Source organism: Sphingomonas sp., assembly GCF_036388215.1.
Lineage (GTDB): Bacteria > Pseudomonadota > Alphaproteobacteria > Sphingomonadales > Sphingomonadaceae > Sphingomonas.
In genome coordinates, this window is sequence record NZ_DASVSH010000005.1 from 12,409 (window position 1) to 27,463 (window position 15,055).

The window sequence follows — 15,055 nt, forward strand, 5'->3', positions numbered from 1 at the left end:
GCCGCGATATGGGGAGCGATGGGCGAAGCGCGCAACTACATGGATGGGTTTTGGTGGTCGCGAGACGGCCTGAGGCTGCATTATCGCGACTATGCGGGGCCCGCCGACAAGCCGCCGCTGCTGTGCTTTCCCGGGCTTACCCGCAATGCGCGCGATTACGAGCAACTGGCCGAGCGGCTGGCGGGCGAATGGCGCGTCATCGCGGTAGAGTTTCGCGGGCGCGGCGAAAGCGCTTATGCCAAGGACCCGATGAGCTATGTGCCGCTGGCGTATCTCCAGGATGTCGAGGCGCTGCTGGCCGAGCTCAAGATCGACCGGTTCGTGGCTATCGGCACTTCGCTGGGCGGCATTGTGACGATGCTGCTCGCGGGCACGGGAGCCGAGCGGCTGGCCGGCGTGGTGCTCAACGATGTCGGGCCGGAGATCGATCCGGCCGGGCTGGCGCGCATCGGCAGCTATGTGGGCAGGGCAGTATGGCATCCCACATGGGTGCATACTGCGCGGGCGGTGGCCGAAGGCAATGCCGATGTCTATCCCGACTTCGGGATCGAGGACTGGCTGCGCATGGCCAAGCGCCTCTACCGGGTGAACAGCTCGGGGCGCATCGTGCTCGATTACGACATGAAGATCGCCGAGCCCTTCCGCATTCCGGGCAACGAGACCGGCCCGGACATGTGGCCGACGATCGACGCGCTGCAAGGCAAGCCGCTGCTGATCGTGCGCGGCGAGCGATCGGACATTTTGAGCCCCGCGGTGGCGGAAAAGATGCGCAAGCGTGTCAAGGGCGCGGAGTTGGTCACGGTGCCGGGGATCGGCCATGCGCCGACGCTGGATGAGCCGGAGGCCGTTGCGGGCATCGGGCGGCTGTTGGCCAAAATCTGATTCGTTGGCTAAGCCGCCTCCAGCATGTCCATCCACATCCTCCATCTCCACTCCACCTTCAACCTGGGCGGCAAGGAAGCGCGGGCGGTTCATTTGATGAACGCATTCGGCGATCGCGCGCGGCACACCATCGTCTCCGCCATGCCCGACCAGCTGGCCGCACGCGACGGCATCGCCAGGGGGATCAAATATGAAGTCGCGCTCGATCCGCCGCCGCTGAGCGGCCGACCCTCGGTCAGGCGCTATGAGGCGATCGCCCGGTATATCCGGCGGTTCGATCTGGTTCTGACCTATAATTGGGGCGCGATCGACGGGGTGATGGCGGCGCGCGTGTTTGGCAAGGACGTGCCGCCGATCGTGCATCATGAGGACGGGTTCAACGCCGACGAGACCGTGCGGCTCAGCCATGTGCGCAACATGTATCGCCGTATCGCGCTGCCCGCGGCCAATGCGCTGGTCGTGCCTTCGGAAAAGCTCGAGAAGATCGCGCTGAGCCAGTGGCGCCAGCCCCCCGAGCGGCTGCGGCGGATATCGAACGGCGTGCGCACGAAGCTGTTCGCGGGGAAGCCCGATCCCAGGTTGGTCCCGGCATTGCAGGAGCGAAAGCCAGGCCAGGTATTCATCGGCGCGGTGGCGGGGCTGCGGCCGGTGAAGGACCTGCCGATGCTGGTGCGCGCCTGTGCCGGGCTCAACAGCCGCTTCAAGCTGGTCATCGTCGGCGAGGGCCCCGAGCGGCAGGCGATCCTGGATGCGGCGGAAGGCATGGCGATCGAGGACAATGTGTTCCTCACCGGCTTCCTGCCCGATCCGTACAAATATATGGGCCTGTTCGATATTTTCGCGCTCTCTTCGGAAAGTGAACAGGCGCCGGTATCGGTGATCGAGGCGATGGCGGCGGGGCTGCCGGTGGTGGCTCCCGACGTGGGCGATATCAAAGCGATAGTGGGGGAGACCAACCGCCAATATATCGCCCCCGAGCGCACCGAAGTGCTGATCCGCGACCGGATCGACATCTTCGCCAAGCATCCCGAGCTTCGCGACTATTGCGGCAAGGAGAACCGCGAGCGCGCCCGCGCGTTATATGACGAAGCCGAAATGGTCGCGGCCTATGCCCGGCTTTACGGCGAAGTGATGGGGCGTCCTGGGGTTTTGGAGTAACAAATGTTACTCGCATGTTCGCCGCGATGGGTTTAGGTCGGCGCGAATTTTGTTGGAGGCGATGTGTTCAAGGGTCTTAGTCCCATTCTCTACAACGGCCGCGAAGTCTGGCCGCTGGTCGAGGGCGGGAAGGGCGTTGCGGCCACCAATCATGCCAGTGCGGGCGCCTGGGCGGCGGCCGGCGGGATCGGCACGGTGAGCGCGGTCAATGCGGACAGCTATGATGCCGAGGGCAAGATCGTCCCGCAGGTCTACACGGCGCTCACGCGCCGCGAACGTCATGAAGAGCTGATCGAATTCGCGATCGAAGGCGCCGTGACGCAGGTCAAGAAGGCCTGGGACATCGCGGGCGGCAAGGGCGCGATCAACATCAACGTGCTGTGGGAAATGGGCGGCGCGCAGCGCATCCTGCACGGCGTGCTCGAGCGGACCAAGGGCCTGGTCTCGGGCGTCACCTGCGGCGCAGGCATGCCCTATAAATTGAGCGAGATCAGCGCGTCCTATGGCGTGACCTATCTGCCGATCGTGAGCTCCGGCCGCGCCTTTCGCGCGCTGTGGAAGCGGGCTTATTCCAAGGCGGCGGAATGGCTTTCGGCCGTGGTGTATGAGGATCCCTGGCTGGCGGGCGGGCATAACGGCCTGTCCAACGCCGAGGACCCGCTGAAGCCGCAGGATCCCTATCCGCGTGTCAAGGAACTCCGCGATGTGATGCGCGAGGGCGGCATTGCCGACAGCGTTCCGATCGTGATGGCTGGCGGCGTCTGGTATCTGCGCGACTGGAGCGACTGGATCGACAATCCCGAGCTCGGCCAGATCGTCTTCCAGTTCGGCACGCGGCCGCTGCTCACGCAGGAAAGCCCAATTCCCGAGGGCTGGAAATCCAAGCTGATGGAGATCGAGCCGGGCGACGTGCTGCTCCACCGCTTTTCGCCGACCGGCTTCTATTCATCGGCGGTGCGCAATCCGTTTCTGCGCAGCCTGGAGGCGCGTTCGGAGCGCCAGATCGCGTATTCGACGGAGCATGCCGGGGATCACACCTATCAGCTCGACGTTGGCGTGAAGGGCAGGAATTTCTGGGTGACGCTGGGCGATCTCCAGCGCGCTCGCGAATGGTATGGCCTGGGCCACACCTCGGCGCTCAAGACGCCGGACGACACGCTCATTTTCGTGAGCGAAAGCGAGAAGGCGATGATCCGCAAGGACCAGGCCGATTGCATGGGCTGCCTCAGCCAATGCGCATTCTCGAGCTGGGCCGATAGCGAGACCAATTCCACCGGCCGCCTAGCCGATCCGCGCAGCTTCTGCATCCAGAAGACGCTGCAGGACATCGCGCATGGCGGGAATACCGACGAGAATCTGATGTTCGCCGGGCATGGCGCGTATAATTTCCGGAAGGACCCGTTTTATTCCAACGGGTTCGTCCCCACGGTGAAGCAGCTGGTCGACCGGATTCTGACGGGGGACTGAGTGCCTCTCGGCTGAGGCTATTCCCGACCCGCCACCACCGGATCGCTGCCATGCGCATGCGGCTTGGCGTGGCCATGGCCGCGGAGGTAGCGTTCGTCGAGCTGGCGGATGATGTCATCGCCCCGCTCGCCCGCCTGCAGCCGGATGAGGGCGTCAAGCTTGGCTTCCGCGCGGTCGCCGCTTTCCTTGGACGCCGGCGAGCCGACATAGAGGAAATAGGCGAGGCCGACGACTTGCCAGAGCAATTGCAGGAATTCGGACTGCCAGTTTTCGAAGGTATCGCGCATCATCAGGTTCAGATAAGTCGCGGATTCGGCGACCTGCCCATGCTCGCGCGCTTCATCGACATAGGTTTTCCAGCCATAGACCCAGTGCAGGACCAGCGAGACCAGGAAAAAGCCGATGGTTATCCAGGCATAAGCATATTTTTTCATGGCTACCTCCGTTGCGGCTCAAACCCGCGGTTCGGAGGGTGGTTCCGGGGACGGAACGGTCAGACCCTAAATCCAGCCGTCGAGCACCTGATCGAGCGGGCGGTGTCCATCGGACCATGCGCGGATATTGGCGATGACTTTGAGCCCCATCGCTTCGCGCCCTTCGAAGGTGGCGGAGCCCAGATGCGGGAGGAGCACGACGTTATCGAGCGTCATCAGCCGCGGATCGACCGCCGGCTCGCCGACATAGACGTCCAGCCCCGCGCCCGCGATGCGGCCCGATCGCAGCGCGCCGACCAGCGCCTCCGGATCGACGATCTCGCCGCGCGCGGTGTTGATCAGCCACCCATCCGTGCCGAGCAGATCGAGCCTCCGGGCGTCGATCAGCCCGCCGGTCGAGCCGGTATGCGGAGTGTGGATGGTGAGGATATCGACCGCGCGGAGCATGTCGTCGAGGTCGGCATGGAAAGTCGCGCCCAGCTGGGCTTCAAGCACGGAAGGGACGCGGTGGCGGCCGTGATAATGGATCTGCAGCCCGAAGGCGCGGGCTCGCATCGCCACCGCCTGACCGATACGCCCGAGCCCGAGAATGCCGAGTTTCTTGCCCCCGATCCGGTGGCCGCGCATGCCGGTGGGCGACCAGCCGGTCCATTCGCCGGCGCGGACGAGCTTGTCCCCCTCCACCAGGCGGCGGGGCACGGCCAGGATCAGCGCCATCGCCATGTCGGCCGTGTCTTCGGTCAGCACCCCCGGAGTGTTGGTGACGACGATGCCGCGTTCGCGCGCTGCCTTGAGGTCGATATGGCCGACGCCGGCGCCGTAATTCGCAATGAGCCTCAGCCGCTCAGGGGCGGCCGCGATTAGGCCGCCGTCGATTCGATCGGTCACGGTGGGCACGAACACGTCGCAATCCGCCATCGCGGCGGCAATCGCCTCGCGGTTCAGCGCAGCGTCATCGTCACGCAGCTTTGTATCGAACAGCTCCGCCATGCGCGCCTCCACGCTCATGGGAAGCGAGCGAGTGACGAATACCCGCGGACGGGCCGGGCGCGGTGCTTGTGCCATAAAAGGCGGATTGGCCGTCCCGACAAGCGCAGTCAACGGGTTGAAGGCGCTCGGCGGGTGAGGATATGAGTCAAGACATGGCAAATCGGCGAATGCGGATCATGGGTTGGGTGCTGCTGGCGCTTATTGCGCTCGGCATGGCGATCCCTGCGCTCGCGCAGCGCAAGACGCCGTATTTCGCGTCGATCGCGGCTGAAAAGGCGCGGATGCGCACCGGTCCGGGGCGCAATTATCCCGCGAGCTGGCTGTATCAGCGCGAAGATCTGCCGATCAAGGTGATCGACATTTATGGCGAGTGGCGCAAGGTGGAGGACCCCGGCGGCACGCAGGGCTGGATGCAGGTTAATCTGCTGAGCGACACGCGGACGGCGATGGTGACGGGCACGGTGACCGAGATGCGCTCCGCCCCGAACTTCAACGCGCGGATCAATTGGCGCGCCGCCCCCGGCGTGGTGGGCAGGATCAGCAAGTGCGGCGGCGGTTGGTGCTGGTTCGATGTGCGCGGGCGCGGCGGCTATGTGGAGCAATCGCATATCTGGGGAACCGAGCCGGGGGAGACGGTGGGGTAGCACCGCGGGACTAACTTCAATCAATATAGTCGATACGGCGCCTGTCCTACGCGATGAGGCGAGCGGAACGACTGGAGTGCCGCTTGGTTCTCAGGGAGCAATTCCCGGAGACAAGCTGATGGGCGACACAATGGACCGACCGCAGGACGACGGGCCGTCGGCGACCTTGAAGCATGGCGCGGCGGCGCCCGAAACGGCCGGCTCGCTGCCCGGCGCGCAGGGCGATTCGGTAACGTCACGCGCAGTGACGATCAATCGCCCCGCGAACGAACTCTATGCCTATTGGCGCGACTTCGGAAATCTCGTGAGCTTCATGGACAATGTCGAGCGGATCGAGGTTCTCGACGGCACGCGATCGCATTGGGTGGTCAAGGCTCCGGCGGGCAAGACCGTGGAGTGGGACGCGCGGATCACCGAGGAAACCGAAGGGAGGCTGATCGCGTGGACCTCAGAAGAAGGCGCGGACGTGCCCAATAGCGGGCGCATCGAGTTTCGGGATGCGGGCGCGCGCGGCACGGTGGTGACCGCGACGATCCTCTACGATCCGCCCGCAGGCGTGATCGGAAAGGTTATCGCCAAGATGTTTCAGCGCGAGCCCGCGATCCAGGCGCGACGCGACCTGCGGCGCTTCAAGCAGCTCATGGAAACCGGCGAGATCGCCACCGGCGCCCGCAACCGCGCGATATTCGATGAAGGGAAGAACTGATGCGCGCCCTGGCCTGGCACGGGAAACATGACGTGCGCGTGGATACGGTGGACGATCCCGAAATCCTCAACCCCCGCGACGCCATCATCAAGGTGACCTCCACGGCGATTTGCGGATCGGATCTACACCTTTACGATCATTATATCCCGACGATGCAGGCGGGGGACGTCCTCGGCCATGAATTCATGGGCGAAGTGGTCGAGGTCGGGCCGAAATCGACGCTGAAGAAAGGCCAACGCGTCGTGGTGCCCTTCACCATCTCGTGCGGCGGCTGCTACCATTGCGGGAAGCACCAATATTCCGCGTGCGAAAACAGCCTGCCCGCCGACAATCAGGACATCGCCATGGAGGCCTATGGCCATCCGATGGGCGGCCTGTTTGGCTACAGCCACATGACCGGCGGCTATTCGGGCGGCCAGGCGGAATATGTCCGGGTGCCGTTCAGCGATGTTGGACCGATCGTTGTCCCCGATGGCGTCGAGGACGACAAGGTGCTCTTCCTCTCGGACATCCTGCCCACCGGGTGGATGGCGGCGGAAAATGCCGATATCGAACCGGGCGATACGGTGGCCGTCTGGGGCTGCGGCCCGGTCGGCCTGTTCGCCGTGCAATCGGCGTTCCTGATGGGCGCCGAGCGGGTGATCGCGATCGATCATTTCCCACACCGGCTCGAACTCGCCAAGCGCTTCGGCGCGGAAACGATCAACTACGAAGAAACCGCCACCTATGAGGCGCTGATGCTGATGACCGGCGGGATCGGCCCCGACGCCGTGATCGACTCGGTGGGCCTTGAGGCACATGGCTTTTTCGCGGACAATGTGATCGATCAGATCAAGGCGTCGACTTTCCTGGGGACCGACCGGATCCACGCGATCCGCCAGGCGATCATCGCCTGCCGCAAGGGCGGGCGCGTATCGATGCCCGCGGTCTATGGCGGCTTCGTCGATAAATTCCCGCTCGGCGCGTTCATGCAGAAGGGGCTGACGCTCAAGACCGGGCAGACGCACGTGCAGCATTATATGCCCGGGCTGCTCAATGCGATCATGGAAGGGAAGATCGATACGACCTTCCTGATCAGTCACATCCTGCCCCTCGAAGAGGCGCCCAGGGGCTACAAGATGTTCCACGACAACCAGAATGAAGTGACCAAGGTCGTGCTCAAGCCCGGCCTGGCGCTGGCAGCGGAGTAAGCAGAATGGCGGACAAACTCGCGATCATCACCGGCGCCTCCACGGGCATCGGCTTCGAACTGGCCACATTGGCGGCAAAGGATGGGTACGACCTGATCGTCGTAGCGGACGAGCCGCTGATCGATGCCGCCGCCGAGGACTTCAAGCAATTTGGGACGCAAGTCGAATCGGTGCAGGCCGATCTGGCGGCGATTGAGGGCGTCGATGCGCTGCTGGCCGCCGCGCGCGGGCGCCGTGTCGATTTGCTAGCGGCCAATGCCGGGATCGGCACCGGCGGAGCGTTCCTCGATCTGGAGGTCGGTAGCTGGCGGCACTCGATCGACACCAATGTGACCGGCACGGTGTATCTGCTCCAGAAGGTGCTCAGGGAAATGGTCGCGGTTCGGCAAGGCAAGGTGCTCGTGACCGGCTCCATCGCCGGCTATATCCCCGGCAGCTACAACGCGATCTACAATGCCACCAAGGCGTTCATCGACAATTTCACCGAAGCGCTGCGCAACGAGTTGAAGGATGTGGACGGCGTGACGCTGACCACGCTGATGCCGGGCGCGACCGAGACCGAATTCTTCGCGCGGGCCGACATGCTCGATACGGAGGTTGGGCAAGCGAAAAAAGCCGATCCCGCGAAGGTGGCGCGGGATGGTTGGGATGCGCTGATGGCGGGCAAGGGGCATATCGTCTCGGGCCTGAGCAACAAGCTCCAGGTCGCCGCGTCAGGTATTGTCCCGCAATCGATCCTGGCCGAGCGGCACCGCAAGATGGCGGAGCCAGGTGGCGGCGGGGAGTGAGCCTTAGTCCAGCAATTCCACCGCCACCGCGGTAGCCTCGCCGCCGCCGATGCAGAGCGAGGCGAGGCCGCGCTTCTGGCCGCGGGTTTCCAGCGCGGAGAGCAAGGTCGCGATCACGCGCGCGCCACTGGCGCCGATGGGATGGCCGAGCGCAGTGGCGCCGCCATGAACATTGATCTTGTCATGCGGGATGCCGAGATCGTGCATCGCGATCATCGCGACGCAGGCGAAGGCTTCGTTGACTTCGAACAGGTCGACATCGCCGATCCGCCAGCCGGCCTTGTCCAGCGCCTTGCGCATCGCGAATACCGGCGCGGTGGTGAAGCGGGACGGGGCGTGGGCGTGGCCGGCATGGGAGACGAGGCGCGCGACGGGGGTGAGGCCAAGCTTTTCGGCCGCCGACAGGCGCGTCATGACCATCGCCGCCGCACCGTCCGAGATCGAGGAGGCGTTTGCGGCGGTGATCGTGCCCTCCTTCGAGAAAGCGGGCTTTAGCGTGGGGATTTTCGATGCATCGCCCTTGGCGGGCTGCTCGTCGAGACTGACGGTGGTGACGCCCTTGCGGCCGGTCACCTCGACCGGCACGATCTCGCGATCGAACGCGCCCGATTTCTGCGCCCTTTGCGCGCGCTCCAGGCTGGCGATGGCGTAATCGTCCTGCGCCTGGCGGGTGAATTGATATTCCCGCGCGGTCTCCTCGGCGAAGCTGCCCATCAGCCGGCCAGGCTCGTAAGCGTCCTCCAAGCCGTCGAGATACATGTGATCCTTGAGCACATCGTGGCCGATCCGAGCGCCCGAGCGGTGCCGCATCGAGAGGTAGGGCGAATTGGTCATGCTCTCCATGCCGCCAGCGACGATCATGTCGACCGAGCCCGCGGCGAGCGCCTCGGCCGCCATGATCGCGGCTTGCATGCCGCTCCCACACATCTTGTTGAGCGTGGTAGCTTCGATATGCGTGGGCAGGCCCGCCTTGATCGCGGCCTGGCGCGCGGGGGCCTGGCCCAGGCCCGCGGGGAGGACGCAGCCCATATAGATGCGTTCGATCGCGTCGCCCTTCAGGCCCGCGCGCTCGACCGCCGCGCCGACGGCCGCCGCGCCCAGATCGGTGGCGGTCGCGTCGGTCAGGCAGCCCTGGAAGCTGCCCATCGGCGTGCGGGCATAGGATGCGATGACGATGTCGTCGGGGGACATAAAGGTTCCTCTCGGGTGTTGGGCGCGATCTAGTGATTCACGCGGTGGTTTGCAAAAGCGCCGCCCAACCCGCAGGAACTCCGCAATGGCATTCGTCGATATCTGTAAATGGTTCGCCTCGATCAGCGGGATCATCGCCTGCTTCATGGTGTCGCTCGACAATGGGCGGCGCGTGACGGGCTGGGGATTCGCGCTTTTCGTGGCTTCGAGCATCGCCTGGATCACCGGCGCGCTGCTTTCCAGCGATGAGCCCCTGTGGACCCAGAACATGGTGCTGTTCTGCATCAATTGCTTCGGCGTCTATCGCTACCTCATCCGCAAGCGCGCGCCGGGCGCGCATGGCTGAAGCCTGGGTCTGGCCGGCGGGACTTGGGCTGCTGGGGCTGTTGCTCGGCAGCTTCATCGCGACGGTGGCGATCCGGTGGCCGGAGGGGCGTAGCGTCGCTCGCGGGCGCTCGGAATGCGATGCTTGCGGGAGAGTGTTGGGGCCGGGGGAATTGGTGCCGGTGCTGAGCTATGTCGCGCAGCGCGGGAAGTGCAGGGGCTGCGCAGCGCCGATCGCGGCGTCGCATCCTGTCATCGAGGTGTTGGGTCTGGCGATGGGGCTGGCGGCAGGATTCGCGGCTCCCGGCTGGACGGGCGCGGCGGGCGCGGTGTTCGGCTGGCTGCTGCTGACGCTGGCGGCGCTCGACTTGCGCGCCTTCTGGCTGCCCAATTCGCTGACGGGTGCGCTGGCCGTTGCCGGGCTGGCTATCGGCTTCGGGCCGTTCGCAGAGCGGTTGATCGGGGGCCTGGCGGGTTTCGCTGCCTTATGGCTGGTCGCGGCGGGATATCGCCGGATGCGCGGGCGTGAGGGGTTGGGCGGGGGCGATCCGAAGTTCTTCGGCGCCATCGGCTGCTGGCTTGGATGGCAGGCGCTGCCGCTGGTCTTGCTGATCGCGTGCGGGATCGGGCTGGCGGCTGTGCTGGCGTTGCGGGTAGCGGGGAACAGGATGAGCGGGGCGGACCGGTTAGCGTTCGGGGCATTGCTAGCGCCCGCCGCGTTCGTCATCTGGCTGGCAATGGTTTAGGAGAGGGCATGCAGGATATTCTCGTACGCCAGCGCGCGGCCTTCATGGCGGAACTTCCCGTATCGCTCGAAGCGCGTCGTGACCGGCTCAAGCGCGCCATCGCAATGGTATCGGACAATGCCGGGCGGCTGTGCGACGCGCTCTCCGAGGATTTCGGGCATCGCAGCCGCGAGCAATCGATGCTCACCGATATCGCCGCCTCGGTAGCGCCGCTGAAGCATGCGATCAAGCATGTGAAGCGCTGGATGAAGCCGGAGCGCAAGCCGGTCCTGTTTCCGCTCGGGCTGCTCGGCGGGCGGGGCTGGATCGAGAACCAGCCCAAGGGCGTGGTGGGGATCATCGCGCCGTGGAATTTCCCGGTGCAATTGGTGATGAGCCCGCTTGCCGGCGTGTTCGCCGCGGGCAACCGGGCGATGGTCAAGACCAGCGAATATACGCCCATGGTAGCGGCGTTGTTCGCGGAACTGGCTGGCAAGTATTTCGCGCCCGAGGAACTGGCCTTCGTCGGCGGCGGGCCGGAGGTGGGCAAGGCCTTTGCCGAGCTGCCTTTCGACCATCTGCTGTTCACCGGTGCGACCGGCATCGGCCGCCATATCCTGCATGCGGCGGCGGACAATCTCACCCCCGTCACGCTGGAGCTGGGCGGCAAGTCACCCGTGTTGCTCGGGCGCTCGGCCGATATTGCCCAGGCCACCGAGCGCGTCGTCATCGGCAAGATGATGAACGCCGGGCAGATCTGCCTCGCTCCCGATTACATGCTGGTGCCGCATGACAAGGAAGAAGAAGTGATCGCGGGCCTGACCAGGGCGGCCTCCGCAATGTACCCGACCTTGCTTTCCAATCCGGATTACACCGCGATCATCAACGACCGGCATTATCAGCGGCTGACCACCTGGATCGACGATGCCCGCGCGCGCGGGGCAGAGGTGATCACGGTGAACCCCGCGAACGAGAATTTCGCGACTTCGAACTCGCGCAAGATGCCGCTTCATATCGTGCGTAATCCTACCGACGACATGACCGTGATGCAGGAGGAGATATTTGGTCCGATCCTGCCGGTGCGCACCTATCGCGATGTGGACGCGGCGATCGGCGAGGTGAACCGCCGGGATCGGCCGCTGGGGCTCTATTATTTCGGCAGCGACGAAGCCGAGCGCCGCCGCGTGCTTGATCGCACGATCTCGGGCGGCGTGACGCTCAACGATGTGATCTTCCATATCAGCCAGGAGGAACTTCCCTTTGGCGGCGTCGGGCCTTCGGGCATGGGCGCCTATCACGGGGAAGTGGGGTATCGAACCTTCAGCCATGCGAAGAGCGTGTACAAGCAGCCACGGATCGACGTGGCGGGGCTGGCGGGGCTCAAGCCGCCTTATGGGAAGAAAACGCGCGCCGCGGTGGCTCGGCAGATGAAATGATTGCTCCCCTCCCTCAGTTTAACTCCCCTCCCTCAAGGGAGGGGCTGGGGGTGGGTGGCGTCTGGGGGATACTGGAGCCTAACTGCTACCGGTGCCGTATCGCGAGCACTCGACCCACCCCTAACCCCTCCCTTGCAGGGAGGGGAATTGAAGGCCCCATCGCTGCAAAGCCACGCCCTCGGTCGGCGCTCTTGGCGCCGCAGGCCGTGCGAGGCTTGAGGCTGGCGATAGCTTCGCTATCCCTTTGCCCGCCGCGCAAAAAAAAGGCCGCCCCGAAGGACGGCCGTGAAGTTTTAGGAGAGGATGCCTGAAAGGCACGGTCTTTGTGCACTGCAACGTGCTTTGCTGCAAGTGCGAAATGATCTCGGTGTCATTGCAGTATTTGCAATCGCGTCCGTTCGGCGCTTGCAAGCGGGTCCAAGCGCAAGCACGGTGAGCCCATGTCGGACCTGAGCCTCGACGATTTCCTGCCGTATCGGCTGTCGATCGCCTCCAATGCGGTCTCGGATGCCGTGGCTAGCGCGTATCGCACGCTTTTTGGTCTGCGCATCCCGGAATGGCGACTGATCGCGGTGCTGGCCGAGGGCGGCAACATGAGCCAGCAGGCTTTGTGTGGACGCACGCGGATGGACAAGGTGACGGTCAGCCGCGCGGCGATCGCGCTGGCGGAGCGCGGATTGATCACGCGCGCCAGCAATCCGGAGGACCAGCGCTCGCACCTGCTGACGCTCACGCCCGAGGGCTCGGCGCTGTACGAGCAGGTTTCGCCCAAGGCGCTCGAGCTTGAGCGCAAGATATTCGCCAAGTTCAGCCAGGCCGAGCGTGCCCAGCTCAAGGCGATGCTGTATCGGATCGAAGCCGAAGTCGAAGCGATCGACGCGCGGGGTTGATCCCGGGCCCTCGCTTGGCCTAATCGCGGCGCGCCCTCCCCAGGCGATCGTGACTCGTGCCTGTGAGGAGAATTCCATGACCATCGAACGATCGGGGCTGACCATCGCCGAGCCGCTTGCGCGTTTCGTCGAGGATCGCGTGCTGCCCGGGCTCGGGATAGAGGCCGGGGGGTTCTGGGCGGGCGTGGCGGATATTTTCGCGCGGTTCGCGGCCGAGAACCGGGCGCTGCTGGCGCGGCGCGACGCATTGCAGGCGCTGATCGATGCGCGCTACCAGGCGGGCGAGCCGGTCGATGAGGCGTGGCTGCGCGAGATCGGCTATCTGGCGCCCGAGCCCGCATCGTTCGCCATCGGCACGCAGAACGTCGATGACGAGATCGCGCGGATGGCGGGGCCGCAGCTCGTCGTGCCCGCGCTCAATGCGCGCTTCGTGCTCAACGCCGCCAATGCGCGCTGGGGGAGCCTCTACGATGCGCTGTACGGCACGGACGCATTGCCGGGCGCGCCGAAGCGGGGAGGATATGATCAGGAGCGCGGAGCGCAAGTGATCGCGTTCGCCAGGGCGTTTCTCGATTCGGCGGTGCCGCTCGCCGAGGGAAGCTGGGCCGATCTTGGCGGCGAGCCGGTGCTGCGCGATCCCGCACAGCAAATCGCGCCGATGCTGTACCGGCATAACGGGCTGCATATCGAAGTGGTGGTCGATCGTACGCACCCGATCGGGCGGAGCGATCCGGCGGGAATTGCGGACGTGATGCTCGAAGCTGCGCTCACTGCCATCATCGACCTGGAGGATTCGATCGCGGCGGTCGACGCCGAGGACAAGGTCGCGGCTTACGCCAATTGGCTCGGGCTGATGCGGGGCGACCTTGAGGAAAGCTTCGCCAAGGGCGGCAAGACGCTCACGCGCCGGCTGAATCCAGATCGGCATGGGCTCGCCGGCCGATCGCTGCTGTTCATCCGCAATGTAGGGCATCTGATGACGACGCCGGCGGTATTGCTGGCGGACGGGAGCGAAGCGCCGGAGGGCATTCTGGACGCAATCATTACCAGCACGATTGCGCTTTATGACCTGCGGGGGCTTGGAAAGTACCGAAACAGCCGCACGGGATCGGTCTATATCGTGAAGCCCAAGATGCACGGGCCCGACGAATGCGCGTTCACCAATCGCCTGTTCGACGCGGTCGAGGACCTGCTTGGGATGGAGCGTCACACGATCAAGGTGGGGGTGATGGACGAGGAGCGGCGGACTTCGGCCAATCTGGCGGCGTGCATCCATGCCGTGAAGGACCGGATCGCCTTCATCAACACCGGCTTCCTCGATCGAACCGGCGACGAAATCCACACCGCTATGCATGCGGGGCCGTTCATTCCGAAGGGCGAGATCAAAAGCGCGGAGTGGATCAAGGCTTATGAGGACCGCAACGTGCGGATCGGGCTGGCGCACGGCCTGTCGGGCAAGGCGCAGATCGGCAAGGGCATGTGGGCCGCGCCCGATCGGATGGCGGACATGCTCGAACAGAAGATCGCGCATCCGATGAGCGGAGCGAACACGGCCTGGGTGCCATCGCCCACCGCCGCGACGCTGCATGCGATGCATTATCACCAGATCGAGGTGTTCGCGCGGCAGGCGGAGATTGCGGGCGAGGCTATCCCCGGCCTTGCGCCGCTGCTCACGGTGCCTATCGCGACCGGCCGCAACTGGAGCGCGGAGGAAATCGCGCAGGAGCTCGACAATAATGTCCAGGGCATCCTGGGCTATGTCGTGCGCTGGATTGATCAGGGCGTGGGCTGCTCGAAGGTGCCTGATGTGCACGATGTGGGGCTGATGGAAGACCGCGCGACGCTGCGCATCTCCTCCCAGCATCTGGCCAATTGGCTGCTGCACGGCGTTGCGAGCGAGGCCGATGTGGATGCCGCGCTCCAGCGCATGGCGGCGAAGGTCGATGCGCAGAACGCCGGCGACCCGCTGTACCGCCCGATGGCGGGCAATCCGGACGGGCTGGCATACCGCGCCGCGCGCGCGCTGATCTTCGAGGGAGCCGCCCAGCCCAACGGCTATACCGAGCCGCTGCTCCACGCCTTCCGCGCGGATGCCAAGACGCGCGCGGTAGACGCGGCCGGCGGTGCTGCGTAAGCTTGGAGCATCGCCAACGCTCGACAACAGCTTTCCCGGAGCCTGCAAGTAAGACACGGACCTAAAGCCGCGCTGGATGGTTACGCTTGCGTGAGG

The 15,055-nt window shown here is 65.0% G+C and carries 15 protein-coding genes; 12 read left to right on the forward strand and 3 right to left on the reverse strand.

The annotated features are described in order from the left end of the window. Positions 1-18: 18 nt before the first annotated feature. The 3 genes from VF617_RS02075 to VF617_RS02085 all read left to right on the forward strand — a co-directional run bounded on the left by VF617_RS02075 (position 19) and on the right by VF617_RS02085 (position 3,507). A complete protein-coding gene (locus VF617_RS02075; protein ID WP_331013200.1) occupies positions 19-882 on the forward strand; it encodes an alpha/beta hydrolase in 864 nt (287 codons plus the stop codon). A gap of 24 nt (positions 883-906) precedes the next feature. Further along, positions 907-2,040: a glycosyltransferase gene (locus VF617_RS02080; RefSeq protein WP_331013201.1), complete on the forward strand. Its 1,134-nt coding sequence runs from the start codon at positions 907-909 to the stop codon at positions 2,038-2,040. Between the two features lie 63 nt (positions 2,041-2,103). Further along, positions 2,104-3,507, forward strand: a complete 1,404-nt coding sequence (locus VF617_RS02085; RefSeq protein ID WP_331013202.1) for an NAD(P)H-dependent flavin oxidoreductase — start codon at positions 2,104-2,106, stop codon at positions 3,505-3,507. Positions 3,508-3,524: 17 nt separating this feature from the next. On the opposite strand, the gene VF617_RS02090 is transcribed toward VF617_RS02085, so the two are convergent. Together VF617_RS02090 and VF617_RS02095 are read right to left on the reverse strand one after the other, a co-directional pair. Then, positions 3,525-3,941 carry a DUF6766 family protein gene (locus VF617_RS02090; RefSeq protein WP_331013203.1) on the reverse strand — a complete coding sequence of 139 codons (417 nt, stop codon included), beginning with the start codon at positions 3,939-3,941 and terminating at the stop codon, positions 3,525-3,527. Positions 3,942-4,007: 66 nt separating this feature from the next. Then, the gene (locus VF617_RS02095) at positions 4,008-5,006 is read right to left on the reverse strand and encodes a D-glycerate dehydrogenase (RefSeq protein WP_331013204.1); all 999 of its coding nucleotides are present in this window, start codon (positions 5,004-5,006) and stop codon (positions 4,008-4,010) included. 77 nt (positions 5,007-5,083) lie between these two features. Between VF617_RS02095 and VF617_RS02100 the strand changes: the two genes are divergently transcribed. The 4 genes from VF617_RS02100 to VF617_RS02115 all read left to right on the forward strand — a co-directional run bounded on the left by VF617_RS02100 (position 5,084) and on the right by VF617_RS02115 (position 8,259). Then, positions 5,084-5,575, forward strand: coding sequence for an SH3 domain-containing protein (locus tag VF617_RS02100; RefSeq protein WP_331013205.1), 492 nt, complete (start codon positions 5,084-5,086; stop codon positions 5,573-5,575). Between the two features lie 118 nt (positions 5,576-5,693). Further along, positions 5,694-6,281 carry an SRPBCC family protein gene (locus VF617_RS02105; RefSeq protein WP_414713938.1) on the forward strand — a complete coding sequence of 196 codons (588 nt, stop codon included), beginning with the start codon at positions 5,694-5,696 and terminating at the stop codon, positions 6,279-6,281. Continuing rightward, a complete protein-coding gene (locus tag VF617_RS02110; RefSeq protein ID WP_331013206.1) occupies positions 6,281-7,471 on the forward strand; it encodes a zinc-dependent alcohol dehydrogenase in 1,191 nt (396 codons plus the stop codon). Before VF617_RS02105 ends, VF617_RS02110 begins: the two co-directional genes overlap by 1 nt. Before the next feature lie 5 nt (positions 7,472-7,476). Further along, positions 7,477-8,259 (forward strand): SDR family NAD(P)-dependent oxidoreductase, encoded by a 783-nt coding sequence (locus VF617_RS02115; RefSeq protein ID WP_331013207.1) that lies wholly within the window; start codon positions 7,477-7,479, stop codon positions 8,257-8,259. A gap of 3 nt (positions 8,260-8,262) precedes the next feature. On the opposite strand, the gene VF617_RS02120 is transcribed toward VF617_RS02115, so the two are convergent. Beyond that, positions 8,263-9,450: an acetyl-CoA C-acyltransferase gene (locus VF617_RS02120; protein WP_331013208.1), complete on the reverse strand. Its 1,188-nt coding sequence runs from the start codon at positions 9,448-9,450 to the stop codon at positions 8,263-8,265. An 85-nt stretch (positions 9,451-9,535) separates the two neighbouring features. Between VF617_RS02120 and VF617_RS02125 the strand changes: the two genes are divergently transcribed. From VF617_RS02125 to VF617_RS02145, 5 genes are all read left to right on the forward strand, one after another. After that, a complete protein-coding gene (locus VF617_RS02125; RefSeq protein WP_331013209.1) occupies positions 9,536-9,796 on the forward strand; it encodes a hypothetical protein in 261 nt (86 codons plus the stop codon). Next, positions 9,789-10,520, forward strand: coding sequence for an A24 family peptidase (locus tag VF617_RS02130; protein ID WP_331013210.1), 732 nt, complete (start codon positions 9,789-9,791; stop codon positions 10,518-10,520). The genes VF617_RS02125 and VF617_RS02130 overlap by 8 nt, the downstream gene beginning before the upstream one ends. 8 nt (positions 10,521-10,528) lie before the next feature. After that, positions 10,529-11,935 (forward strand): coniferyl aldehyde dehydrogenase, encoded by a 1,407-nt coding sequence (locus VF617_RS02135; protein ID WP_331013211.1) that lies wholly within the window; start codon positions 10,529-10,531, stop codon positions 11,933-11,935. 440 nt (positions 11,936-12,375) lie between these two features. Next, positions 12,376-12,825 carry a MarR family winged helix-turn-helix transcriptional regulator gene (locus VF617_RS02140; protein WP_331013212.1) on the forward strand — a complete coding sequence of 150 codons (450 nt, stop codon included), beginning with the start codon at positions 12,376-12,378 and terminating at the stop codon, positions 12,823-12,825. A 76-nt stretch (positions 12,826-12,901) separates the two neighbouring features. Continuing rightward, positions 12,902-14,959, forward strand: a complete 2,058-nt coding sequence (locus tag VF617_RS02145; protein ID WP_331013213.1) for a malate synthase G — start codon at positions 12,902-12,904, stop codon at positions 14,957-14,959. Positions 14,960-15,055 lie beyond the last annotated feature (96 nt).